Origin of the sequence: Microcoleus sp. Pol10D4, assembly GCF_036701555.1 — a bacterium.
Classification (GTDB): domain Bacteria; phylum Cyanobacteriota; class Cyanobacteriia; order Cyanobacteriales; family Microcoleaceae; genus Microcoleus.
In genome coordinates, this window is record NZ_JAUBRA010000002.1 from 163,558 (window position 1) to 188,970 (window position 25,413).

At 45.2% G+C, this 25,413-nt stretch carries 20 protein-coding genes and 1 pseudogene; 12 read left to right on the forward strand and 9 right to left on the reverse strand.

Going from position 1 to position 25,413, the window contains the following annotated elements:
• The first annotated feature begins 65 nt into the window (after window positions 1-65).
• Complete coding sequence (gene htpG, locus QUA36_RS02140; protein ID WP_333159134.1) at window positions 66-2,054, forward strand: molecular chaperone HtpG; 1,989 nt, start codon at window positions 66-68, stop codon at window positions 2,052-2,054.
• A gap of 152 nt (window positions 2,055-2,206) precedes the next feature.
• On the forward strand, window positions 2,207-2,443 hold the full coding sequence (gene rpmB, locus QUA36_RS02145; protein WP_242724808.1) for a 50S ribosomal protein L28: 237 nt from the start codon (window positions 2,207-2,209) through the stop codon (window positions 2,441-2,443).
• Between the two features lie 83 nt (window positions 2,444-2,526).
• Here the strand turns inward: rpmB and QUA36_RS02150 are convergent, their stop codons facing one another.
• The 3 genes from QUA36_RS02150 to proS form a co-directional block, all read right to left on the reverse strand.
• The gene (locus QUA36_RS02150; RefSeq protein ID WP_333455268.1) at window positions 2,527-4,587 is read right to left on the reverse strand and encodes an adenylate/guanylate cyclase domain-containing protein; all 2,061 of its coding nucleotides are present in this window, start codon (window positions 4,585-4,587) and stop codon (window positions 2,527-2,529) included.
• 113 nt (window positions 4,588-4,700) lie between these two features.
• Window positions 4,701-7,673, reverse strand: a complete 2,973-nt coding sequence (locus QUA36_RS02155) for an adenylate/guanylate cyclase domain-containing protein (RefSeq protein ID WP_333455270.1) — start codon at window positions 7,671-7,673, stop codon at window positions 4,701-4,703.
• Window positions 7,674-7,878: 205 nt separating this feature from the next.
• A complete protein-coding gene (gene proS / locus QUA36_RS02160; RefSeq protein WP_333455272.1) occupies window positions 7,879-9,684 on the reverse strand; it encodes a proline--tRNA ligase in 1,806 nt (601 codons plus the stop codon).
• On the opposite strand from proS, the gene QUA36_RS02165 reads away from it, so the two are divergent.
• The gene (locus tag QUA36_RS02165; protein WP_333455274.1) at window positions 9,683-10,075 is read left to right on the forward strand and encodes a hypothetical protein; all 393 of its coding nucleotides are present in this window, start codon (window positions 9,683-9,685) and stop codon (window positions 10,073-10,075) included. The genes proS and QUA36_RS02165 overlap by 2 nt on opposite strands.
• A gap of 514 nt (window positions 10,076-10,589) precedes the next feature.
• Window positions 10,590-13,721, forward strand: coding sequence for an MFS transporter (locus QUA36_RS02170; RefSeq protein ID WP_333455275.1), 3,132 nt, complete (start codon window positions 10,590-10,592; stop codon window positions 13,719-13,721).
• 98 nt (window positions 13,722-13,819) lie between these two features.
• Here QUA36_RS02170 and QUA36_RS02175 read toward each other — a convergent pair.
• A pseudogene (locus tag QUA36_RS02175) lies at window positions 13,820-13,966 on the reverse strand (Uma2 family endonuclease); the annotation flags it as partial.
• 279 nt (window positions 13,967-14,245) lie between these two features.
• Between QUA36_RS02175 and QUA36_RS02180 the strand changes: the two are divergent.
• Window positions 14,246-14,725: an orange carotenoid protein N-terminal domain-containing protein gene (locus tag QUA36_RS02180; RefSeq protein ID WP_333455277.1), complete on the forward strand. Its 480-nt coding sequence runs from the start codon at window positions 14,246-14,248 to the stop codon at window positions 14,723-14,725.
• 228 nt (window positions 14,726-14,953) lie between these two features.
• Here the strand turns inward: QUA36_RS02180 and QUA36_RS02185 are convergent, their stop codons facing one another.
• The 3 genes from QUA36_RS02185 to QUA36_RS02195 form a co-directional block, all read right to left on the reverse strand.
• Window positions 14,954-15,628: an acetoacetate decarboxylase family protein gene (locus QUA36_RS02185; RefSeq protein WP_333455279.1), complete on the reverse strand. Its 675-nt coding sequence runs from the start codon at window positions 15,626-15,628 to the stop codon at window positions 14,954-14,956.
• Window positions 15,629-15,907: 279 nt separating this feature from the next.
• Window positions 15,908-17,389, reverse strand: a complete 1,482-nt coding sequence (locus tag QUA36_RS02190; protein ID WP_333455281.1) for an S-layer homology domain-containing protein — start codon at window positions 17,387-17,389, stop codon at window positions 15,908-15,910.
• A gap of 188 nt (window positions 17,390-17,577) precedes the next feature.
• A complete protein-coding gene (locus QUA36_RS02195) occupies window positions 17,578-18,252 on the reverse strand; it encodes a polysaccharide deacetylase family protein (protein ID WP_333159114.1) in 675 nt (224 codons plus the stop codon).
• Window positions 18,253-18,332: 80 nt separating this feature from the next.
• On the opposite strand from QUA36_RS02195, the gene QUA36_RS02200 reads away from it, so the two are divergent.
• The 7 genes from QUA36_RS02200 (at window position 18,333) to QUA36_RS02230 (ending at window position 23,382) form a co-directional block, all read left to right on the forward strand.
• On the forward strand, window positions 18,333-18,626 hold the full coding sequence (locus QUA36_RS02200) for a DUF433 domain-containing protein (protein ID WP_333455284.1): 294 nt from the start codon (window positions 18,333-18,335) through the stop codon (window positions 18,624-18,626).
• Window positions 18,623-18,913 (forward strand): DUF5615 family PIN-like protein, encoded by a 291-nt coding sequence (locus QUA36_RS02205; protein WP_333455286.1) that lies wholly within the window; start codon window positions 18,623-18,625, stop codon window positions 18,911-18,913. Before QUA36_RS02200 ends, QUA36_RS02205 begins: the two co-directional genes overlap by 4 nt.
• Window positions 18,914-19,165: 252 nt before the next feature.
• Window positions 19,166-19,933 carry a ChaB family protein gene (locus QUA36_RS02210; RefSeq protein ID WP_333455288.1) on the forward strand — a complete coding sequence of 256 codons (768 nt, stop codon included), beginning with the start codon at window positions 19,166-19,168 and terminating at the stop codon, window positions 19,931-19,933.
• A 280-nt stretch (window positions 19,934-20,213) separates the two neighbouring features.
• Window positions 20,214-20,372 (forward strand): rubredoxin, encoded by a 159-nt coding sequence (gene rd / locus QUA36_RS02215; protein ID WP_333106888.1) that lies wholly within the window; start codon window positions 20,214-20,216, stop codon window positions 20,370-20,372.
• A gap of 24 nt (window positions 20,373-20,396) precedes the next feature.
• Window positions 20,397-21,644 carry an NAD(P)/FAD-dependent oxidoreductase gene (locus QUA36_RS02220; RefSeq protein ID WP_333455290.1) on the forward strand — a complete coding sequence of 416 codons (1,248 nt, stop codon included), beginning with the start codon at window positions 20,397-20,399 and terminating at the stop codon, window positions 21,642-21,644.
• A 184-nt stretch (window positions 21,645-21,828) separates the two neighbouring features.
• Entirely contained in the window at window positions 21,829-22,506 is a 678-nt protein-coding gene (locus QUA36_RS02225; protein WP_333455292.1) for a hypothetical protein, read from the forward strand.
• Between the two features lie 102 nt (window positions 22,507-22,608).
• Complete coding sequence (locus tag QUA36_RS02230; RefSeq protein ID WP_333116814.1) at window positions 22,609-23,382, forward strand: class II aldolase/adducin family protein; 774 nt, start codon at window positions 22,609-22,611, stop codon at window positions 23,380-23,382.
• Between the two features lie 111 nt (window positions 23,383-23,493).
• Here QUA36_RS02230 and QUA36_RS02235 read toward each other — a convergent pair whose 3' ends face one another.
• Together QUA36_RS02235 and QUA36_RS02240 are read right to left on the reverse strand one after the other, a co-directional pair.
• Window positions 23,494-24,396, reverse strand: a complete 903-nt coding sequence (locus QUA36_RS02235; RefSeq protein ID WP_333455293.1) for an Rpn family recombination-promoting nuclease/putative transposase — start codon at window positions 24,394-24,396, stop codon at window positions 23,494-23,496.
• Between the two features lie 37 nt (window positions 24,397-24,433).
• The gene (locus QUA36_RS02240) at window positions 24,434-25,180 is read right to left on the reverse strand and encodes a HEAT repeat domain-containing protein (RefSeq protein WP_333453567.1); all 747 of its coding nucleotides are present in this window, start codon (window positions 25,178-25,180) and stop codon (window positions 24,434-24,436) included.
• Window positions 25,181-25,413 lie beyond the last annotated feature (233 nt).

The window sequence follows — 25,413 nt, forward strand, 5'->3', positions numbered from 1 at the left end:
TGACCAATGACCAATGACCAATGACTAATCACGGTTCATTCCCGACAAATACCTAGCGAAAAATTATGACAGTTTTAGAACAGGGAACAATCTCAATCCATACCGAAAATATTTTCCCGATTATCAAGAAGTCGCTATACACTGACCACGAAGTCTTCTTGCGGGAACTAATTTCTAACGGAGTGGATGCCATTGCCAAACTCAAAATGGTTTCTCGTTCCGGCGAATACGGCGGCGACATGGGCGAACCGCAAATCAACATTGCCATAGACAAAGAAAACAAAACCCTCTCAATTTCCGATAACGGGATCGGCATGACACCCGACGAGGTAAAAAAATACATCAACCAAGTCGCTTTCTCCAGCGCAGAAGAATTTATTCAAAAATACCAAGGCAGCGGCGACGACGCCATTATTGGTCACTTCGGCCTCGGTTTCTACTCTTCTTTCATGGTGGCGAAGAAAGTAGAGATTGATACCCTTTCTTACCAAGAAGGCTCCCAAGCAGTACACTGGTCTTGCGACGGTTCCCCCGCTTTTGAACTATCAGAATCCTCCCGCACCGAACGCGGAACTACTATTACTCTTACACTCCAAGATGAAGAAGAAGAATATCTAGAACCCAGCCGCATCGAGCACTTAATCAAAACTTACTGCGATTTCATGCCAGTTCCCATCAAATTTGAGGGTAAGGAACTCAACAAGCACAAAGCAATTTGGCGGGAATCAGCCAGCAATTTGCAAAAAGAAGATTACTTAGAACTGTACCGCCACCTTTACCCGTCCCAAGACGAGCCTCTGCTGTGGGTACACCTGAATACAGATTATCCTTTTATTGTCAACGGGATTCTTTACTTTCCCAAACTGCGCCCGGAGGTCGATGTTACCCAAGGGAATATCAAGCTATTCTGCAACCAGGTTTTTGTCAGCGACCACTGCGAAGAAATTATCCCGAAATTCTTGATGCCGCTGCGGGGAGTGATTGACAGTACCGACATTCCCCTGAACGTTTCTCGCAGTTCTTTGCAAAGCAATCGCACTGTGCGGAGAATTGCTGATTATATTGCGAAAAAAGTGGGCGATCGCCTGAAAGAACTCTACCGCGACGACCGTAACGAATACATCCGCTGCTGGCAAGATATCGGCACTTTTGTCAAGTTCGGAACTCTCAACGATGACAAGTTCAAAAAGCAAGTCGAAGATATTTTAATCTACCGCAGCACCTACGAACCAACAGCCGAGAAGCCAGAAACTGTAACGCCCGAAGTTCAGGTGCAAAGTGAGGAAGGAGATTTGTGGCAGGATGTGACTCCGAAGTCGGAAACTTCTACTTCGACGCAACCTTACACGACGCTGAAAGAGTATTTGGAACGCAATCAAAAACGCCATGAAAATCGCGTGTTTTATTGTACCGATCCTGCCTCTCAAGCAACTTACGTGGCAATGCACAAAAGCCAAGGTTTAGAAGTGCTGTTCATGGATTCTTTCATCGACACGCACTTTATTAGTTTCTTGGAACGAGAACACTCAGATGTCAAATTCTCGCGGGTTGATTCCGACATCGACGAAACGCTAATTGACAAAGAGAAAGAAGCGGAGATTGTCGATCCGGCGACGAATAAAACTCGCAGCGAACAAGTTAAGGAAATGTTCCAAAAAGCTCTCAATAAGCCGAAAGTGAACATTCGCACAGAAGCTTTGAAGTCTGACTCTGCGGAGGCGACGCCACCTGCGATCGTACTTTTGCCGGAAGCTTTGCGCCGGATGCGGGACATGACGGCGCTGTTGCTGCAGCAAGCGGCCGAATTCCCAGAAGACCACGTTTTGCTGGTGAATACGTCTCACCCGCTGATTCAAAATCTGGCGAGTTTGAGTCAGGGTGCGATTATTCAAGGTGGCGGCGAGTCTCCGTCGGCTGAGTTGGCGAGTATGATTTGTCACCACGTTTACGACTTGGCTTTGATGGCCCAGAAGGGTTTCGATGCTGAAGGGATGAAGGATTTTGTCGAGCGATCGAATCAAGTCTTGACAAAGTTGACTGAACGTGCAATGTAATTCCCCCCCCAACCCCCCTTGCTAAGGGGGGGAGCAAGAGTTTATTTCTCTTGCTAAAGGGATAACTAAAGCCTTCTTCCTTCTTCCTTCTTCCTTCTTCCTTCGGGTATAATGAAATGCTGCACGCAAAAAACGGTAATCTGGAGGGAAGTATGTCACGGAAATGTCAGCTAACGGGGAAGAAGGCGAATAACGGTTTTGCAGTTTCTCACTCACACCACCGCACTCACAAATTGCAAGAGGCAAATTTGCAGTGGAAGCGGGTTTGGTGGCCGCAGGAGAAGCGCTGGGTAAAATTGCACCTTTCTACAAAGGCGATTAAAACCTTGGAACACAAGGGTTTGGAAATAATGGCGAAGGAAGCTGGAATTAACCTGTACAAGCTTTAAAAAACTTGGCTAAATTAAAATGAGGGCGATCGCACACTTGAGAGTGCGATCGCTCTTATTTTAGAGAAAAACCTTTACTAAAGCTATTTTCGGCATTGCAGTAAATAAGTAGTCATCAGGCCTTTGCCTTTAATTTCGATCGCGCCGCGGTTTTCAAAGAAATACTTTTCTCGCAATTGCTGATAAGTTGTTTCTGTTACCTGAATACTCCCTGGCTTGCCGTGAGATTCCATGCGGGAAGCAGTGTTAACGGTGTCTCCCCATAAATCGTAAATAAATTTTTTAATTCCAATAACTCCGGCAACAACCGGGCCGCTATTGATGCCGATTCTGATGCTTAAATCTTGATTGTGGGTATGGCTGAAGTCAGTAATTGCCTCCTGCATATCGAGGGCCATTTGTGCGATCGCTTCTGCGTGATCCGGGCGAGGAATTGGCAGCCCTCCTACTACCATGTAAGCGTCGCCAATCGTCTTAATTTTTTCCAAACCGTGCTTTTCTGCTAGGTTGTCAAATGTCGAAAAGATGTCATTCAGCAAGGCTACTAATTGCGTTGGAGAAACTCGCGAACTCAATTGAGTAAAGCCTACTATGTCCGCAAACAAGACAGTAACGTCAGCAAAAGTATCTGCGATCGTACTGTCTCCCCGCTTCAAACGATTTGCTATTTCTTCCGGCAAAATATTCAACAACAAGCGTTCTGATTGTTCCTGTTGAACTCGCAGTGCACTTAAAGTATCATTCAGAGCATTAGTTCGTTCTTTTACTCTAAATTCTAACTCTTCATTCAGCTTGTAAAGCGCCATTTCAGCCCGCCTGCGGTCTGTGATATCCGTACCGATTGCCAGCATTCCCGCGAACTTTCCTGCTGCGTCAAACAGCGGTTTATTTGCCCAGGATACCCAAACGCGATCGCCGTTACGCCGGATACTTTCATTTTCATTTCGCGTGTATTGTTCTGGGTTTTGCAAAATATCTCTCAACTTTGCTGCCAAGTCATTTCCTGTTGTATCTGTCTGGGGAATAATTGTTCCCACGGCGTTTTTGCCAATTATCTCTTTTTCCTCGTAACCAAAAAACTTCTGTGCAAATTCGTTAAAAAAAGTAATATTTCCTTCCGTATCTAGTTTTAAAATAATGCTGTTAGCATTTTCCACTAATTCCCGATACTTAATTTCGCTTTGGCGCAGCGAATCCTCTGCTGAGGTGCGTTCCGCTACTGTGGCGGCCAATAACAGCGAAGTAATTACAATTACGCTCATAAAAGCCTGCAAAAATAAGATTGCCTGATTGATATTTTCCGCTTTGGCAATGAAGGGGCCGCCTCCCTGAGAACCTCCCCAAATGGCGATACTGGATACAATGAAAGATGCTAAAACCGCCCCGCCCCGGCCGAATTGAATGGTTGCCCAAATTACTAAGGGAAATGGCAAGTATTCGAGGGGATAACCGGAGAGATTACTTTCACTTTTTGAGTTGTATACTAGCCAACTGACGCTTACTAATAACACCAGGCCTATTGCAGCACCGATTCGATTTACAATTGTTTGATAACCTGTATTTTGTGAAGGGCTGAGCACTGGTTTGTGATTGTATATAATCAACAGAAGGGGAGTAAAAATTAAAACTCCTAATGTATCTCCGAGATACCAATTCCATCGAATGTGCCAATATTCGCTCCAGTCAACTAAACCAGTTACACAGAGGCGCAGCGTGCCGAGAGTGCAGTTGATTTGAGTGGCAACTACAGTACCGCAAAAAATTAAATTGACTACATCGATCAGCCGAGCAAGTGAGGGGCGAAACTTTAGCTGTTGCAGCAAGGTAAAGGCGCATAAAGCTTGTAAACAAGCGCAAAAGGCACTAAGTGCTGCAAGTGTTAAAGATACCTTAAGGTTAATAGTCTCGTAAAAAACCACGCCTAAAGCTATTCCCGGCCAAATGCGGCGACCAAATAATAAAATTGCAGCTTGTGCAATTCCTGCGGGCGGCCAGACACAGGTAGCTAATTTATTTACGCCTGGGATTGAAATTGCTATTGTTGCTCCCAAAGCGTAAACAAAAGCAAGAGCAGCTACTTTTGCTAAGTATTGCCAATTTCTAGATTGAAGAAATCGCAGAAACTGATTTTTTGGGGAAATCATACTGAGTGTTATATTTTTAACTAACTATAGCAACCGCGCCCGAAGATTAGGAAATTATTGATTCTGAAATATGACTTCTTATATTGCTTCTTCCTTCTTCATTATTTCTGATGCTATAACTTGATTCCTGTCAGAAAATAAGTGTTCATCTGGCCTTTGCCTTTAACTTCGATCGCGCCGCGACTTTCAAATACATACTTGTCCTGCAATATATCATAAATTGCAGACGTGACTTGAATGCACCCCGGCTTGCCGTGGGATTCCATGCGGGAAGCGGTATTAACGGTGTCTCCCCATAAATCGTAAATAAATTTTTTAATACCGATTACTCCGGCGACAACCGGGCCGGTGTTAATGCCAATTCTGATGCTAAAATCTTGATTGTGGGTATGGCTAAAGTTAGTAATTGCCTGCTGCATATCGATCGCCATTTGGGCGATCGCCTCTGCATGATCGCTGCGGGGCATTGGCAATCCTCCTACTACCATGTAAGCGTCGCCAATCGTCTTAATTTTTTCCAATCCGTGCTTTTCTGCTAGGCGATCGAATGTGGAAAAAATGTCGTTAAGCAAGGAAACTAATTGGGGCGGAGAAATTTGCGAACTAATTTGGGTAAAACCGACTATATCTGCAAATAATACTGTGACTTCGGCAAAAGTATCGGCGATGATGCTTTGGTCTTGTTTTAATCGGTCGGCAATGGGTTGTGGTAAAACGTTTAACAGGAGACGGTCAGATTTTTCTTGTTCTAAACGCAAAGCTGCCTCAGCTTGTTTACGAGTTGTGATATCTTGAACAGTACCTTCGTAATAAAGCAAATTTCCGTAGGAATCGCGCACGGTATAAGTATTTTCTGAAATCCAAATTATGCTGCCATCTCGGCGGTAAATTTGAGATTCAAAATCCGATACTTTGCCTTGCTCTTCTATTAAGCGGACAACTTCGGCGCGGCGATCGGGGTCAACATAAAGTTGTTGGCTAATATCAGTTAATGTGCCGACCAATTCCTCGCTCGAACTGTAACCGTAAATGCGAAGCAAAGCAGGATTGGCGCTGAGATATTGCCCATCTGGGGTAGTTTGAAAAATGCCGACTATCGCATTTTCAAAGATGCTGCGGTATTTTTCTTCAGCTTGCCGCAGTGCTTCTTCAGCCCGCTGGCGTTCTCGCGCTTCCATTGCGAAAGTTACAGAGTCTGCTAGAGAAACAGCAAAACTTTGTTCTTCAATCGTCCAATAGCGGAGCCTTCCTACGTGTTCTAAACAGAGAACTCCTGCTGTTTCTCCGCCTATTTGAATCGGCGTATCTAGCATAGAAGTGATGCCGATAGGAATTAGGTAAGATTCCGCAAATTCTCTAGTTCTAAAATCGTTTTGTGCGTCAAAGGCAGCAATTGCGCGTTCTTCTCGCAGTGCTTGAAAATAGACAGGATAATCTGCTGCTGCTAATTCCAAGCCGTGTGAGTGGTGGTTGAGAGTGCGATCGAACAAATCCAGGCACTCGATCTTGGATTTAGTGCGATCGTACAGCCAGACGCTCGATCGGGCAACTTCCAGAGTACGGCTAGCAGTTTCAGTTATTTCTTGAAGCGCTTTTGTTAAGTCGCCTTGATTCAGCGCTTTATTTTTGGCTAAATCAATTAATGCCGATTTCTGTTTCTGTAGCTGAATTTCGCTTTGTTTCAGGGCATTTGTCCGCTCTTCTACTCGGATTTCCAGCTTTTCATTCAGCTTTTGCAGCGCTATTTCAGCTTTTCGGCGATCGGTGATATCTGTCCCGATGCAGAGGATGCCCAAAAGTTTTCCCGCTGTATCAACCAACGGTTTATTTGCCCAAGATACCCAAACGCGATCGCCGCTGCGCCTCATGTTTTCATTTTCATAGCTGGTAAAGCGATCGGGATTGTGTAAAATTTGACTATAAACCAACTCTAAGTTATTTCCTTCACAGTCCGTCGGTGGAATAATGGTTCCCAAGGCATTTTTTCCCAAAATTTCTTCCTCCTTGTAACCAAAGAATTTTTCGGCAAATTCGTTAAAAAAAGTAATATTGCCATCAGCGTCCAGTTTCAGAATAATACTGTTAGCATTTTCCACCAATTCTCGATATTTAATTTCGCTCTCCCGCAGAGAATGCTCTGCTGATGTGCGTTCAGCTACTGTCGCTGCCAATAGCAGCGAGGTAATCGTAATTACACCCATAAAAGCTTGCAAAAATAAGATAGCCTGATTAATATTGTCGGCTTTGGCTGTGAAGGGTCCCCCTTCATGAGAACTGCCCAAAATTGCGATGATTGAGACAATAAATGATGCTAGGACAGCGGCTCGCTGACCGAATTGAAGCGCAGCCCACATGATCAAAGGAAACGGCAAATATTCGAGGGGATAACGAGAAATAGAATCTTCATATTTCGACTCAAAAACTAGCCAGCTCACTCCGATTAATAATATTAACCATAATCCTCGCTCAATTAAATAATTTTTCTCTGTTTCTGTTTCTCTTTTTAAATGATATGTGGTTCCTTGAGGACGAAGAAATATTAGAAGTAAGGGAGTAAAAATTAAAACTCCCATTGTGTCTCCTAACCACCAATTCCATCTAGCCGACCAATATTCACTCCACTCTATTTTGCCAGCTAAATATAGAGAAAACGCGCCAATAGTGCAACTGATTTGAGTAGAAATTAGACCGCCAAACAAGATTAAATTAATTACATCTTTCAAGCGCTCGATAGAGGGACGAAACCGGAACCAGCCCAGGACAGTTACGGCAAAAACAGCTTGCAGAATTGCCCCGGCGTTTCCTCCCAACCAAAGTGCAAATATCTGTTCACTTGGGTTAACCAAATTGAGCAAAAATGTACCCAAAACTATGGCAGGCCAGACTTTACTCCCAAACAATAAAAGTCCGGCTTGGGCAATTCCTGCGGGCGGCCACACCGAGGCAGCAAAGGGATTGACACCTTGAATTGAAATTGCTAGCCTCGCCCCCACGGCGTAAGCGACAGCAACAATAGTTACTTGAACTAAGTACCGCCCAATTCGGGATTGAGGGAATCGAAGAAACTGATTTAGGTTCAGATTCATATCGAGTGTTAAGTTTTAGGGAATTTCACATCAGAAGAAAGAGGGAAGTTCGGCAACGAGCAATGTACGGGATGTAACGGATATAACAGATGTCAGGAAGAGGGAAGAAGGAAGAGAAAGAGGGGAGCTAATGTAGGGTTTACACCGCGCACATTGCGAGCCTAAATGTAGGTGCGCGGTCGCGCACCTTACCAATTATAAAGGCTTAGTTGATGGCGGCTTCAATCCACTGTTTCAACGTAGAATTTACTTCATCAATGAGAATTTCCTGTGATTTGTGAGTTGCTCTTTCCACAACTTCAACTTTGCCTGATTTCAGCGAACGACCCGGAACAATCCGATAGGGAATGCCGATCAAATCAGCATCTTTGAATTTAACTCCGGCTCGTTCGTCGCGGTCATCTAGTAACGTTTCAATGCCAGATTGGTTGAGTTCTGCATATAGTTTTTCGGCGACTTCTACTTGTTGGGAGTCGGAAATATTGGGGATGCTAATGATGGCGTGATACGGGGCGATCGCCACTGGCCAAATTATCCCGTCTTTGTCGTAGGATTGTTCTACCGCCGATTGAGCTAGCCGCGACACGCCGACGCCGTAGCAGCCCATCACAAAGGGCATTTCTTCGCCTTGTTCGCTGGTGTAGGTGGCGCCCATTGCTTGGGAGTATTTGGTTCCTAATTGGAAGATGTGGCCGACTTCGATGCCTCTGGCGCTTTGCAAGGTTTGTTCGGGGTTGTGCACGGCCCGATCGCCCTTTTTGGCTGTTCTGACACCTACAACCGTTGCTGGCAGGGGAAATTCTTTATCCCAATTAGCTCCGACAACGTGGTATCCTGATTCGTTTGAACCGGTGACAAAGTTTGTCAGGTCAACTGCAGTGCGATCGACTAAACGCAAAAACTTAGAGTTTACCTCCTTGCTGCCAGCGATATAATCATCAGCAAGATCGGGAGCCATATAACCGAGAGGTAAAGATTTAGCCGCCCATTTCCGCTGAGCTTCCGCATCGGGAACAGTCAAAAATAAAACAGTTTTAGCTTGATAATTGCCCGCTAACTTCGTCAACTCATTCAGCAACTTTACCTGATTCACATCTTGGTCGCCGCGAATGCTTACCAATACCAAGACTGTGATGCCATTGTCGTAAACAGCTTGGTAAAGCACATTTTTGACAACTTGCGTCGGAGAACATTTCAAAACTTTGCAAAGTTTATCAATTGTTTCAGTTCCCGGCGTTTCCCGCTTTTCAAAAGTTGCAAATGGCGACGGTTCCACATCAGCAGGCATCGATACAGCCTTTTCCACATTAGCTGCATACTGACCATCTTCAGTATAAAGAACTTCATCTTCTCCCGCTTCAGCCAGCACCATAAACTCTTGAGAACCAGAACCGCCAATGGCTCCAGAATCAGCATCTACTGCTCGGAATTGCAAGCCCGATCGGCGCAGCATATTGCTATAAGCTTGAGCCATATCCTGATAAGTTTTTTTCAAACTTTCTTCGTTTGTGTGGAAAGAATAGCCATCTTTCATAATGAATTCGCGACCCCGCATCAACCCAAAACGCGGGCGAATTTCATCGCGGAACTTAGTTTGGATTTGATAAAGATGTAAAGGCAATTGCCGATAGGAACGAATCATATCTTTAGCAATTGTAGTAATTACTTCTTCGTGAGTTGGGCCCAGTCCCAATTCTCGCTGCTGCCTGTCTGTCATGGCAAACATAATACCTTCAGCTTGAGTATAGGTATCCCAGCGGCCGGATTCCCGCCACAAATCGGCCGGTTGCAATTGCGGGAGGAGGCATTCTTGAGCACCGGTAGCGTCCATTTCTTCGCGCACAATTTGAGATACTTTTTTGAGAACTCGCCACATTAAAGGTAGATAAGCGTAAATGCCGCTACCGATGCGCCGGATGTATCCGGCACGGAGTAATAGTTTGTGGCTAGGAATTTCTGCTTCTGCCGGGTCTTCGCGCAGGGTAACAAAAAGCATTTGAGAGAGTCGCATGGCTGATTTCCTTAAAATACCGGATGATTGTAATCTCAGATTAACTTCTGATATTATCAGAACTAAGCCTGATTTGATTAAATATATGAATAAAGTTTGGCAAAACTACGAAAAAGGTATGGCAGTATTTGATAATTGTCACTCTCCTACTGTGCAATCTCAGTGGCTTGCCTTAAAAGATGAAATAGGAGAATTTGTTCAAGAACCTAATTTAAGCGAAATTTGGGATATTGTTCATGCTGCTGGTCGATTGTTGTACAAACTAACCGGAATTCCATTCAATTTACTGGCCTATCCTACTGTTCGCAAACACAGTCAACGTTTCGAGGAGTACGGATGTATTCGCAGCATTCGCAACTGTGAGGGTAAATGCTGCGGCAAAAATCCGTAGGGTACGCTAGGGCGCACCCGATATCATGTTTGTTGAATTGCCTGCAATTAGATTTAGAAAACATCGATCGCACGCAAACGATAGTGCAGATCGAATGATCGCAATTACTAGCGCATTTTGAACCTAAAAATCAAACGGAATCCTCAACTAGGTAGCGCACTCTACGATATGTAGAGTGCAGCACATCACACTTTACTACTATTGAGAATTGGTGGGGAGCGCCCCCACATCCAACTTAAAACTTTTGGCGGACTCGGCTGCTATCAGTCTCAGAAAGACTGATTTCTGACTTTAGACGGATTTATTTTTTAGCTTCCACAAGCATAATAAGTAGTAAGGATGAGATCACTAGAGAACTGATTTACTACTCATCCCAATTTCACTAATAAGGCCTTCCGTAAGATAAAGCCCAACCAAAACAAACCATCATCTAAAGATTACAAAATCCCCTATAAAAAAGTTGGGGACAATTTTCGCTATGCCGAGTTAGGCATAAAAAGTTAGGAGGTAAATTATGTTTGAAAGCGAATTATTAATGTCGCTCTACAGTCCCAAATTCAATATTGCCCAAATGCCAGTAGAAATAGATGTGCCATTTGACCACCCCGATATCGGAGGGCTGATGTTTTTAAGCCCGCAGTTTTTCGTTGCATTAATCGCCGGAGTCATTATGGCTTTCGGGTTCCAATTCCTGTTAACAAATTTCTCGATCGCGGCCAAAATATCAAATTGGGACGAGGCTTTACCCGACGATGACGATGATGAATCTGAAAGTTTGGGGACTAAAGTTCGTAAGACTGAAGGTCTAGTCGGGGGTTGGATTTTAGTCACAGTTAACTTGGCTTTATTTTTGGCTTGTTTTCTAGCAGTCAAACTAACTTCAATTGCCAGCGTAGACGGAGCGGCAATTATTGGTGTGGTCATTTGGTCGGCGTACTTTTTAACGCTGGTGTGGCTCGGTTCTAGCGCCGTCGGTTCTATGATCGGTTCCTTGATAAAAACTGCTTTTTCAGGCGTTCAAGGCGTCATGGGTACTGCTGGTGCAGCGATCGGTGGCAAGATGGCCAGCGACCAAATGGTCAACACTGTAGAGGCATCTGTTGCCGCTGTCCGCCGCGAGTTGAGTTCGGCTGTAGACCCGGAGAGCATTCGCGAAACACTGCAAGATTATGTGGGTTCTTTGCAGTTACCGAAACTAGATGTTAAGGAAATTCGCGGTCAATTTGAAAAGTTGCTGGGCGATGCAGATATCAAATCTTTTGCGGGAAGCGACGTGCTGAAGAATGTTAACCGCCAGACTTTTGTCGATTTAGTTAAGAGTCGCACCGACTTTTCTCAAGAGGAAATAAATCACATTGCTGACCAACTCGAAGGCGTTTGGAAGCAAACTTTCGGCAAGCAGCAAGAGCATAAAGACCCGAATTTAGAGTTGGTTGATTTTCTCAAGTTTGCGGCTCCCGATTTGTTGAAGTCTGACGAACTCAACGCCAAGCTGTCTCAAATTCTGGAAATTAGGGAAAACAAATCAAAATCCGGCTCAGGCGGCATGAACCGAGCGATGCAGTTGGGTGTCGAAGCTCTTGTCGGCACTGTTTTGTCGCGGACTGATTTGTCGGATTTGGATGTTGAAAAAATCTCTGGCCAGTTACAACAACTGACAGCACAAGGGACTCAAAAAGCTAAATCTTTTGCTTCTCAGGTGGGCGATAAAGTGCCTGCACTCCCTTTCAATACAGCTAAGGCTGATGTGGAAAACTACTTGATGAATGCCCAACCGTGGCATCTCAACCGGGAGACAATCAAGCAGGAATTTAGGGATGTGATTTACGACCCGGAAGCTTCTCCTGGGGCTGTCTTGCGCCAGTTAGAGCTATTTAATCCCGATTATTTTGTAGGGATTCTGGGCCGCCGCGAGGGGTTTGCTCCTGAACAGGTGACGGAAATTGCCGAACAGCTTGAAGGTGTCCGACAAGAAGTGTTGGAAATTGTGCAAGCTGCTGCTGGTGAAGAACAGTCTCAAGATTTGCGGAGTCGGATTGAGAATTATTTGCGATCGACCGGCAAGGAGGAATTGAATCCTGAAGGTATCGAGCGGGATTTCCAAGCGCTTTTGGAAGATCGGGATGCTGGTTTTGAGGCTTTGCGCGATCGCCTTTCGCAGTTTAACCGCGATACTTTGGTGCAGTTGCTGGGTCAGCGGGAAGATTTCAGTCCAGAGGAAGCCGATCAGTTAATCGGGCGGCTCGAAAGTTCGCGCGATCGGGTGATTTCTAAAGCTCAAGAATTGCAAGAGCAAGCGCAGTCGAAAGCGCAAGAATTGCGGCAAAAGGTAGAAGAATATCTCCGCAATACTAATAAGGAAGAACTCAATCCTGAAGCGATCGAGCGCGAGTTTCAAACGCTGTTAAACGACCCGGAAGCCGGATTCCAAGCGCTGAGAGAACGCTTATCTCAATTCGACCGCGATACGCTGGTGCAGTTGCTGTCACAGCGCCAAGACCTTAGCGAAGAACAGATCAATCAGGCGATCGACCGGATCGAATCTGTGCGCGACAACATTATCCACGCGCCGCAAATAGTGGCAGATAGAGCTAAGCAACAGTACGAGGAAGTTACTGCAAAAATTGGCGAATACCTGCGGAATACAAACCTCGATGAACTTGATCCAGAAGGCATCAATCGGGATTTGACTAAATTGTTTGAAAATCCCAAAGAGGGTACTTTGGCACTTCGGGAAAGACTTTCTCAGGTCGATCGCGAAACTTTAGTCAAGTTGCTGTCGCAGCGGGAAGATTTGAGCGAAGAACAGATCAATCGGACGATCGATCGGGTGCAAGATTCGATTCGCAGCATCGTGAAATCGCCCCGCCGCTTGGCTTCTCGCGCTCAAAAAAGTGTACGGGATTTCCAAGGCAGTTTGGAAAATTACTTGCGGAATACGGACAAGGAAGAACTCAATCCTGAAAGCATCAAACGGGATTTGCAGTTGCTGTTTAGCGAGCCGGGAATGGGGATGCAAAGTTTGGGCGATCGCCTGAAGCACTTCGATCGATCGACTCTGGTAGCATTGTTGTCGCAGCGGGAAGACATCTCGTTCGATGAAGCTAACAGAATTGCCGACCAAATTGAATCTGTCCGCAACCAAATTGTCGAACAAGTTCAAATGGTTCAGGACAAGTTCCAGTCAACAATTGACGGTATTTTCGGAAAAATTCGGGATTACCTCAATTCGCTGGAGCGACCAGAGCTCAACTACGAGGGAATCAAGCGGGACTTACGCAAAGTGTTTGATGACCCGCAGGCAGGATTTGACGCGATTAAAGAGCGTTTAGGTGAGTTCGATCGCGATACTTTAGTTGCTCTGCTGAGTTCTCGTTCCGATATTTCCGAGACTGACGCTCACCGAATTGTTGACCAAATGGAAGGAGCACGGGACAGCGTTTTATTGCGCTCGGAACGCCTGCAATCTGAAGCCAAAAAACGCATCAAAGAACTCAAGAAAAAGACCAAGCAGCAAGCAGAAGATGCACGTGAAGCGGCAGCAGCCGCAGCTTGGTGGCTGTTCGGTACGGCTCTGACTTCTGTGGTTGTTTCCGCTTTGGCTGGAGCAATAGCAGTCAACGGGATTTCGGGTTTGTTTAGCTAGATTTTCAACGAGTTTGAAATAAAGTTCTCCTGATTCTAGGCTGGCCGTTTGCCAGCCTATTTCCTTTGGAATGATATCAAAGTTTTTTATAATTCAAAGTGAGCGGTACCTTTAGCAGCCCGGTTGACAAGTTCACCCTTGATTAGCTCAACTCGATCGTCCTCACTAAAGAACCCCAGTTCTGTCAGGCGGTGATATTCCGCTATGGTGAAGCGTTTTGCAGTTGCGATCGACTTAACAGCCACCTCAATACAGGTATGTTGCGATTATAGGCGATCGTCGATCGGCTAAACAATGCTAATCATGAGCTCCGGCAACAACAATCTTGTCAAATTTTCCTCATCCTTTGGTTGCAAATTTTCCCAATTTTGGTGAATTTACTCCCCAAACTTATGTCCGGGATCATATCTGCCTTAAGCAAGATTCTAGCATCACTATTTATTAGGTAGTTTAACTTAAGTAGCAAACAAAAGTTTTCTCACAAATAAGAAAACTGAGCAATACATATTATTTTGGAGGCTTGAATGACATTTACTACTACCGGTGCTTACGACCAAGGAAAAGCAGATATTCAGAGCTTGAGTGTAGACGACCAATTAGGTTTGCTGTGGTTTGTTTACACCGAAATGGGCAAGTCAATAACACCAGCGGCTCCCGGTGCTTCCGGTTCCGACATCGCTCAGGGTTTGTTCGATCAAGTCAAAGCGCTGCCCCACGAAGAACAACTACAAGTAATGCGCGACATTGCCTCAAAAGCCAATACTGAAATCAGCCGGATGTACGGCTCGATGAGCCCTGAAACTAAGCTGGCTTTTTGGTATTTCCTAGCAGTAGGAATGGACGAAGGAACTATTATTCCTATGCCTCCCGACTATCAACTTCCCGAAGCAGGAAAAGCTTTATTAGGAAAGATTCAGGGCATGGACTTTCAGCAACAAATTGATTTCCTTCGCGGTACAGTTTTAGTAATGGGTGCTGAAGCCGCTCCGGGGGCTGGCATTTAAAAATAGGACTTACGAAAAACAACCCGGTTTCTCGGAGAACATTGGGGGCGGTAACGACTCATTTAGGAAGAAACCCGGTTTTTAGCCGTTTTTTGATGCGTAAGTCCTCAAAAAGATTAGTAACTCGCTCAAACTAATACGCCGCGCCAGAAACCAGGCTTTTTCAAGAAACCCGGTTTCTGGCTGTTCTGTTTTTTTAGGTTTACGGCGAATACCCGCGCTTTACAGCTAATAACTGAATTCAAGGGATCTGTTTCCCACAACTTCCGGCGCAGCGACTGTTAAACGCATATCTTCGGAGCCAAAAGTTAGCAAGGGCTGGCCTAAGTTTAAACTGGCAAAAGGACTTTCTTCTGCCACTTCTAATTCGCCTTTAATCAAACCGATGCGAGACTGTAATACTCCTTTAAACAACAGCAAATTGCTGCTTTCAGTGCTAAAAACATTTCCGCTAAAAGGCAGCGGTAAAGCTAAAGTTTGCTTGCTGTAATTGAGACTGCACAGTTGACGGTTTCCTTGGCTAACTGTGACGCGGTAGCCTAGCGGTGCTGCCTTTACCGAATCGCTGCCTTCCCAACTAAATGTAGCTAATTCTTTAGGAAGTCCCCAAATTTCCCGCCCGCCGGCTACCGAGTTAGGATTGTCTACGTAAATATGGGAAATCCAAGCGCCCCATTTTCCTGTATAATTGGCGATCGCGCTAACTACAATTAACTCATTGTACTCCATCACCGAACCCAACCCGTAGGAGGATATATAAATGCCACCTAGGGTTTTTCCGGGCAATATAGAGACAATTTCTAACTCAGAGGGAACCAAGGGGCGCACTCGTGCCACATCTACCAATTGTAAAGTCTGAACAGCATAACCTTGCAGACTCCAAGGTGCAGGTGGATATACCATTTTAAGTGATTTAAGGTCTGATATTTTATATTTATTTTAGCTTGGCGCTTCAAAAAGCAACAATTTTTGGTATTTGTTCACAAGTTGTTAGTAATTTACTTTATTTAAACAAATTAATATGTGAGGATAAATTTGATGAATAGTTGACTTGGGTTATCTGTTGTATGGGGGCGGGTTTAGTAATGTTGTTAGTAGGAATTAGATATTATTCGTAAAACCCGCCCCTACAGATATTATTAGCGTTAATCCGCTTTAATCTGCGGTTAAAAACCTCCAAGTCTACTTACTAGCATAACCCGTACTTACCAAAAACTCCCGCAACTTCCCAAAGAATTGAGTGCGATCGCGTCCTTGATAAACCCTTTCCAACAACTGCCAACCTTCCGCCTCCTGACCCATGACATACTTGTTCGCCATGAAGGCTGCCAACACCCCTTTCACATCCCCATCTTCACTCAGACGCTTGTTAGATTCCAGCCAAAGCTCAGCAGAATTCGTGTATACTTCCACCGGATACTGTTTGCTAACATCTTGCATTTTACCTTGGCGGTACTCCCAAATTTGCAGCGGGAAGCGAGAATCAGCGTAATTGGTAAAAGCCTCGGAAAATCTGCCGTCCTGACTTTTGAACTCTGGGATATCATTTTTGCCCAAATCGACAATTTCGTAACTCACATTGCCCCAGAAATGCTTGATATGAGTGTATTTGTTAGCTGCCGAGTCGTAGCGGTAAATAAACGAATAATTGCAGCAGCGGACGCCGCTTTTGATTGAGACTAAATCTGCCAGCACTTCCGGTTCCTTGTCGCCGTCTAAATCACGGATTCGCAGCGATAAAAAACGTCCTTCTGATATGTCTTCGCTGGTTTTCTTGTCGGGATTATCTACTAGAGAACGAGTCGGAATTAGCACTGGTTCTTCTAATAAACTTTTACCGTCGCGGATAATTCTGATGCGGAGATTTTTAGCATTTTCTGCTTCTTTTACGAAAGAAACTTCCGCCCGAACTTTCCCCGCTTCCGAGGTTTCTGTTGTTCTCGGCGGGCCGATATTCGCCGGAACTTGGGCAATATATTGCCCAGGAATTAAGGCAGTTTGGCCGGGTTTGGCGATCGCCTGACAGAAAAAACTTGCGACTTCGGCGCGAGTAGCATTCCGAGTAGGTTCTAGCTGTTTAACAGCCGGATAATTCACCACAAGTTGTTTTTCTGTGGCAGCGGCGATCGCATTTCTTGCCAGTTCGGGAATGTCCGGCGCATCTTCAAAAGTCGCATCCAAAATCTCAGCCGCCGAGCCCGTAGGTGTATATTTCAAGCCGCTGGTTAAAGCTACCAAAACCTGCCAGCGGGTAACATTCAAAGTCGGGTTAAAAATACTGCCGCTGTAACCGGACATAAAACCCGTCTGATAAGCTTCTCGAATTGCTTTAAAACCCCAGTAATTTGTAGGAATATCTGCAAATTCGATCGGAGCTCGAACGGTTTTGGCATCGGGAAAAGCCATGCGAACCATCGCCGCAAACTCAGCACGGCTGACGGGGCGATTCGGGCGAAAAGTGCCGTCTTCGTAGTAGCCACTAATGATTTTTTTCTGTGCTAACTCCTCTATGCAAGCTTGCGCCCAATGGTCGTTAACATCCTTAAATTTGGCTTGAGCAAATGCCGGGGGTACATTCATACCCGGAAACACTAAATTTCCGATGATTATCCCCAGGGCTACCAGTAAACCGATGATAGCTTGCCATCTGTGCGATCGAATCATAGAACAGACTCCTCTACTTACAAATTGGCGATCGAAACCGAAGCAAATTTTATGGAATACCAGGTATTTTAACCTGTTTCTCTTAACATACTCATGACTTGCGCCTTCACAGCCGCGCAGTGATTCCGAGGATTGCAAAGCAATTTCAAACCTTGGCGATTACTGCGCTTGGGATTGCAGTGACACAATCAGGCAGAAACTTGTTCCCACAGTCGATCGACTGTCACGAATTTGTAACCTTTATACAAAAGCAATGGAATTATTTTATCCGCAGAAGCTGCCACATCTTCACCGCCGCAATAGCCGTCGTGCAGTACAATAATTGATCCGTTTTCCGTTTGCTGCACGATGCGACTAATAACTTTCCTCACCCCCGGCCGCACCCAATCTTCCGGGACAACACTCCACATAACAGGGCGGTATTCCCACTGTTGCAATAACTCTAATGTTCGCGGCGTAAAAATGCCGTTGGGCGGGCGCACGTCCAGGATTAATTTTGGGTCTAAATCGCAAGCTTTGGCAATTGCTTTCTGCGTGTCTTCTAAACTTTGTTTGAGTTCGTGGGTTTTGAGTTTGGGAAACGATATATGCTGATAGCCGTGGAGACCGATCCAGTGTCCGCGATCGTACACTTCCTTAGCCGTTTCTGGATGCCTGTCAACGCAAAAACCTAGCCAGAAAAAACTAGCTTTGATGTCGTATTTATCTAAAATTTTTAACAGTTGAGGTGTGTGCTGACGGTGCGGCCCGTCGTCAAATGTGAGGGCAATTTCTCGGCTGTTGATATCTCCCGTCCACAAACATCTGGGAAAAGCCGATTTGAGAATGGGATGAACGACAGGAAACAGGGGTGCTAATGGCATTGGTTAATGTTGCGAAAGTGCGATCGGGTAGAAATGAAGCTGCGTTACAATAGAATAAAGTTAACTCAATCGAGGTAAATATGACAACTGCCGTTGATATAGGAACGCTAATTGTCCACACGCCCGGAACTTGCGGCGGCCGCCCACGAATTGCAGGAACTAGAATTACGGTAGAGAACATTGCTATTGATTTTAATGCGGGATGGACTCCTGAAGTAATTGTTCAAAAGAGAACGCACTTGAATTTAGCACAGGTTTATGCAGCCTTAGCTTACTATTATGCGAACAAAAAGCAAATTGACGCGGAGATAGCAGCAGAAAATGCTGAGTGGGAGCGCTTGGAAGCAGACTCTATGGCAGGTAAGCTATCGTGAGTAAGATTCGTTCATATCTTGATGAGGATATTCACGAACAAGCTCTAATCTTAGCTATGCGAAATTCGGGTGTAGATGTGATAACAACCTCGGAGGCTAACAGGCTGAGTTTTTCAGATGAAGAACAGCTCATTTGGGCAACCGAGCAAGGGCGAGTCGTTTACAGTTTTAATAGGAGAAATTTCAGCCGTTTACACAATATCTGTATTGCAGAAGAGAGAAGTCATACTGGAATCATTCTTGCACAACAGCAGCGGTACTCGGTGCACAGTTGCGGGGACTTTTGAATTTGATTGCTGCTAAGTCAGCGGAGGAAATGATCGACCAACTGGAGTATCTTGGAACTTATATAAGAGATGAATAAAAATATGAAACAAACTTTAGTGATTGCCGAATACTTAATGGTTTAACTCCTTTGATATAGACTCAATCTAGCCACAGTGGATCGACCTCTATCTCGCGGTCGATGCGATCGCCCTGCGGTGTCCTCCTATACTGAAAACCAGCACTACTAATTCAAAAACCATCAAGGAGGAACAATGACCGAGGAATATTTAGCCGAACGAACAGTTTCAGCCGTATTTAAGGAAGAAGAACAATTAGACGGTGTAATTCGGCGGTTGCTCGATCGCGGAGTTTCCCGCGACCACATCTCAGTAATGGGAAAAAACTTTCAATCTAAAACTAAAATTGCCGGCTTTATTACTAAAAAAGATGTGATATTAGGCGGTCTGCGAAGCGGGGCGATTTTTGGTTCATTATTCGGTTCTTTTTTGGGTTTGCTAACAGGCGTCGGCGTGCTGTTTATTCCCTTTGTCGGTGCAGTAGTATCGGCGGGCCCGTTGGGTGCGGTACTTTTGGGTGCAGCTAGCGGCGCGATCGCAGGTTCGGCCGGTGCGGGTCTAGTTTCCGCTTTAGTCGCTTTGGGAATGCCGGAAGACAAAGCAACTATCTATCAAACCCGCGTTGAAGCAGGCGAATTTCTCGTGATGGCAGAAGTTCCCGCAGATAAATCGGGCGAATTTCAACTCTTGCTAGAAAGTGCAGGTGGCGAAGAAGTTTCAGTTAACGAAATGACGCTGCCGCGCGCCGTCAAAGGTCGCTGCAATAGTCCGGCAGACTTGTCTCCAGAAGTACGATCGCACCTGTCGGAAGCTGCTCAAAAAACCTTTATGGAATCCTACAACGCCGCATTTGACGAAAGTAACGACTCGATACAAGCGGAACACACCGCTTGGAACGCCATTCACCAGCAGTACGAAGAAGATGAAAACGGCGTTTGGACTAAGCCTTTAGCGAAAGTGTAGTCTTCCAATCGCAGTAAACTAATAAAAAATACACTCCAGCCTCTAGAACTGCGGTTCTAGAGGCTTTAACGATTTTAGATTTTAGATTTTAGATTTTAGATTTTAGATTTTATAATTGTGCAAGGCTTAATTAGATTTTAGATTTTATAATTGTGCAAAATTGAATTTTTAATAATTTGGGAATGGCAGAAAGTCGCATTACGTTTGGAAATTGGTATTGCACTAGGTTGCGTTGTCCAGTACAATCTAAAAGCTTACAATATAAAATTGAGTTAAGCAAATGCAAAAATACGTTTGTACAGTTTGCAATTACGTCTACGATCCAGAAGTAGGCGACCCCGACGGAGGCATAGATCCCGGTACTGCCTTTGAAGATATCCCCGACGATTGGGTTTGTCCCACTTGCGGGGCGGCAAAATCCGATTTTGAACCAGAATAAGCGAGAAAAAATTTGTCCGATCGAATGCTCAAAATTACAGTTATCGGTGGCGGTGCTGCTGGTTTTTTTAGTGCAATTACCTGTGCCAAAACCTACCCGCAGGCCCGCGTCACTTTACTAGAAGCTGGCCGGCAACTCCTGGCAAAAGTTCGCATCTCTGGCGGCGGGCGCTGCAACGTCACTCACGCTTGTTTTGACCCCGGTGTTTTAGTGCAGAATTACCCCAGAGGAGGGAAAGCTCTGCGCGGTGCTTTTACTCGATTTCAACCCCGCGATACTGTAGAATGGTTTGCAGGTCACGGTGTGAAATTGAAAACAGAAGAAGACGGGCGAATGTTTCCGATTACAGACGATTCGGCGACAATTGTTAACTGTTTGATCCGGGCTGCTGAGGATGCAGGCGTAAAAATTCGCACCGGCGATGCAGTAGTTTCAGTAAAGAAATTAACGGGCAACACCGCAGAGGGCGAAGAGGGGGACACCGGCCCTAGGTTTGAAATTGAGTTGAAGTCGGGGGAGAGTTTTAAGTGCGATCGCATTCTGCTCGCTACAGGCAGCAATCCGTCGGGTTATAAGTGGGCAAAAGAGTTAGGTAATACTGTAGAACTGCCCGTTCCTTCTCTATTTACTTTTAATATTTCCGACACCCGAATCAAAGATTTAGCCGGAATTTCTGTTCCTAATGCTAAGGTGAAATTGTCAGGAGCTAAATTAGAACAAAGCGGGCCTTTGCTAATTACTCACTGGGGTTTAAGCGGGCCTGCTGTACTCAAACTTTCGGCTTGGGGTGCGAGATTTTTGCACGATCGCCATTATAAGACTTCTGTGCTGATTAATTGGCTTCCCCAGTACAATGCGGAAGTTTTGCGGCAGCAACTGCTAGCGGTTAAGTCGCAGTTGTCGCACCGATTGATTGTTTCTAGTTGTCCGTTTCCGGTGCCGCGCCGCCTCTGGGAACGCTTGACAAGTTCGATCGGCATTGATGAGCAAAAACGCTGGGCTGACTTATCTAACAAAACCCTCGATCGCCTCCTGCAAGAACTCGTTCAAGGCGAATATCAGATTGCGGGAAAAGGCGCATTTAAAGAAGAGTTTGTCACCTGCGGCGGTGTCAACCTCAAAGAAGTCGATTTTAAAACAATGGAAAGCCGCCGCTGTCCCGGACTTTTCTTTGCGGGCGAAATCTTGGATATCGACGGCGTGACGGGCGGTTTCAACTTCCAAAGTGCCTGGACTACAGCGTGGTTGGCCGGGATCGCGATCGGCAAATGATACGATTTTAGATTTTAGATTGGGGAATATTTGTTCTGTAAAGGTTTGGGAGTTGCGATCGGGCGATCGGCTTGCCAATATTAAGTTTTGTGTTATTTTTGAATTAAGGCGCACCAAATGTGTGTCCACTTCAGCTTGTAGACACAATTCGCAGTTTTGCGTCCTTCAACATCGGGTGAGATACATGAAAAACTTGAATCTAAAAACCCTAAAGTTCGATCGCAACCTTGACAGCCATCTTGACTCACCTTTCATCGAAAAAAATGGCTTGCTGGAACTCAGCCCCAAATTTATCACTCCCGAATTTTTAACAACCTGGACGTTTGAAACACACCTGTACGACGAACAAGTTGCGATCGACCACTTTGTCATCACATTTCCTAGCCGCACCGAACTCGAAAAATACGCCGCATCTTTTTACCCCTTCGGTGCCAAAACAGTCGAAGGCCCAGACTTATTCCCGATCAACTTTTGTGCGGAAAACATTAATGTTCCCTCCGATTTGTGGCTGCATTTAATGACCTTATTAATGCCAGCGGGCGGCTTAGTAGTATTAGATGCGCCCCACGCAGCCGGCGACCAAAAAAACCGCTTTCAGCAAGAAAGAGGATTAGAAGCAGTTCACCACGTTGCGCTTCGAGTCGACAACGTGCAGAATGCTGCTAAAATATGGCAAAATAAAAACTTTAAACCGCTATCAGAGCGTCCTCTAGACTACGGCTCATTAACCCAGTGGTTTCTGCAAAACCCCGCCGGACAAATTATCGAATTAATCGAGCGCCACCCCGGCAATAACGCCACTTTCGACTGCAAAAACATCGCAGGTTTGCGCCTGAGTGAAGATAAAGTCAGTAGTCATTAGTCAGTAGTCATTAGTCAGTAGTCATTAGTTAACGTTTAACATTTAACAGTCAACAGTCAACAATGCCCAATGCCCAATTCCCAATGCCCAATTCCCAAATCTATGGTTGCAATAAAAATCCCCAAAGTCACCATTCAACCCCCAACATTCAACTCAATTGAAGAAGAACGCCGCCACCGCAAACAACGTTTAGCTGCGGCATTCCGATTATTTGCCCGCTTCGGATTCAGCGAAGGAATTGCCGGACACATCACCGTCCGCGACCCCGAACACCTCGACCATTTCTGGGTCAATTCTTTTGGAATGCACTTTAGTTTAATTCGAGTCAGCGATCTAATTTTAGTCAACCACAAAGGCGAAGTTGTTGAAGGAAATAAACCCGTAAACGAAGCAGCATTTGCCATTCATTCCCAAGTACACAGCGCCCGCCCCGACGTAATCGCAGCAGCCCACGCTCATTCTCCCTACGGCAAAAGTTGGTCGAGTTTGGGTCGTCTGCTTGACCCGCTGACTCAAGATGCTTGTTCTTTTTATGAAGACCAAAGTTTATTTGACGATTACACCGGAGTTGTTTTGGAAATCGAAGAAGCTAAACGCATAGCCAAAACTTTAGGTGAGAAAAAAGCTATTATTTTACAAAATCACGGACTGTTAACAGTAGGTCAAACAGTAGATGAAGCGGCTTGGTGGTTTATTGCAATGGAACGTTCTTGTCAAGCGCAGTTAATGGCCGAAGCAGCAGGAAAACCCATTCTCATCAAGCCAGAATGTGCGCGTTTAACACAGCAGCAAGTAGGGTCTCACCGCATGGGATGGTTTAGCTTTCAACCGCTTTATGACATGATAGTGCGTCGGGAACCCGACTTATTAGATTAGAAACTCGGCGGTTGAAACCGCTATTACACAAACACAGTCCGCCTGCGGCGAATCAAGAATGAAGGGGGTATTAAAGCCGGATTTAGTATCAGGACTGCAAAATTTATAAATTCATCCTGACACGGATTCCAGCCAAGCTATCAAATCCTCTTGACTGGTAAAATCTAACAAGATTTCTCCTAAATCCTCTAATTGTTCGAGAGATAACTGTTGGATGCGAGCTTGAATTTCCGGCGCAATTTCACCAGTGCGCCGCACGAGTAGATGCAGGATTAATGCTATTTGCCCCTCAATTATGCCTTCTTTGCGACTTTTAATAATAGCACCGCGCTGGTCTTCAAAAAACATTTCCCGCTTTTCCACTTCCTCTAATTCCTTAAGGGTTAAATTAGTTCGGCTGGCGATGGAAAAAGCTGTTTTAATTTCGGGAATCGATGCAAATTTTTCAGGCATTTCATCGAAGAGGGGAGCATTTTTGATAAAATAAATCCAGCTTTGAATTAGGTTTTCGACTTGTTCTAGTTCTTTGTTAAACTTGGGAAGTTCGACAAACACTAATTCGATTTCTCTGTTATAATACTCGAAGTTTTCTTCGAGTTCTTTAAATACAAAATGGGTGAGAAATTTTTCTGTATTTTCAAACAGAATAAAATCTGTAATTGTTAAAGCAATCAGAGGATTTAATTTAGAGTATCCTTCCCTGGGTCTGAGTTGAGTTGCGTAGGTTTTGGCGGCATTGTACACTACCCGTTTAGTAAAAGCTTCTACATTTATTACCTGCATTTCAATAATTACAGTTTTGTTGCCTGTAATTTTGGCTTTAACATCCAGGTAAGTGTCTTTTAATCCAGTAACGCTCGGCGCGGCGTAAGGGTCAATAATTTCTAAGTCTTCAATGGTTGGCTGTGCGTCATAGAGCATCGCATTGAGGAAGCTAATCAAAATTTCCTTGCTCTGGGGGGAACCAAAGATTTTTTTGAAACCAAAATCTGTTTTAGCACTGATGAAAGGCATAATTAATAGTGGGTAATTGGTAATGGGGGCGTTTAAATCATAAAAGTCCTTCCATTTCTAAATCTTCAATTATCTGCAATCCGCGCGGGTCGCCAACTCGCAAGAGCGAAGATTTAGCATCTTCCCGCACGCCCATGTCTTCATCTTCTTCTAAAGCTTCAATCAAACCGTCGATCGCCCCAGCGTACACTATATTATTCGGCAATTCGCGGGCCAGTTGCCCGATCGCCCAAGCGGAATTACTTCGCACAGCAGACACAGCATCTCCCCGCAGCGCTTCAATCAACGGCGGAATCGCCGCAATCACCACATAGTAACCAACTTTTGCCATTTGACCCAGAGAACTCGCCGCCCACAAACGCACCGCCGAAATATCTGTTCTCAGAGCATCAATTAAAGATGGCAAAGCGCGGTGATCCCTGCAATTTCCCAGGGCCCAAACTACCCCTTTGCGAACGTAACCGTTCCAGTCGCAGTTAAGCTGAAGAATCAGCGGTTCCACAGCATCGGGACTCGGATTTCGCCCCAACGCATAAGCCGCGCTCACCCGCACCAAGGGGCAACCGTCTCTCAATAAATTAATTAAATGCGAAATTGCTCGATCGTCCTGCAGTTCGCAAAAAGCCCGCGCCGCAATCATCCGGTGCTGAGGTTCCGGGGATTCCAGCAAAGGCAGCATTTCCTCTGGATCTGGCAGCGGGGGTTCGGAGTCATAAATTTGCTCCAAAGGGCTTTCCAGTTCCGTGTCAGTATCAAGGGCGTTGGAGTAGTCGTTATTGTTCATAAAAAAACTTTACCGCACAGAGGATGCTCCTAAGCAACTCAGTCAGCAGTCAGCACTCAGCAGTCAATAATTGTAGGGTGCACGCGCAGTACCTTACTACAAACAAATACCTCTGCTGTCACCTAAGTTGGTAGCGAGGACTTCAGTCCTCATAATTGCTGTCACCTAAGTTTGTAGTGAGGACTTCAGTCCTCATAATTTGGATGAATCAGGACTAAAATCCTTACTACAAA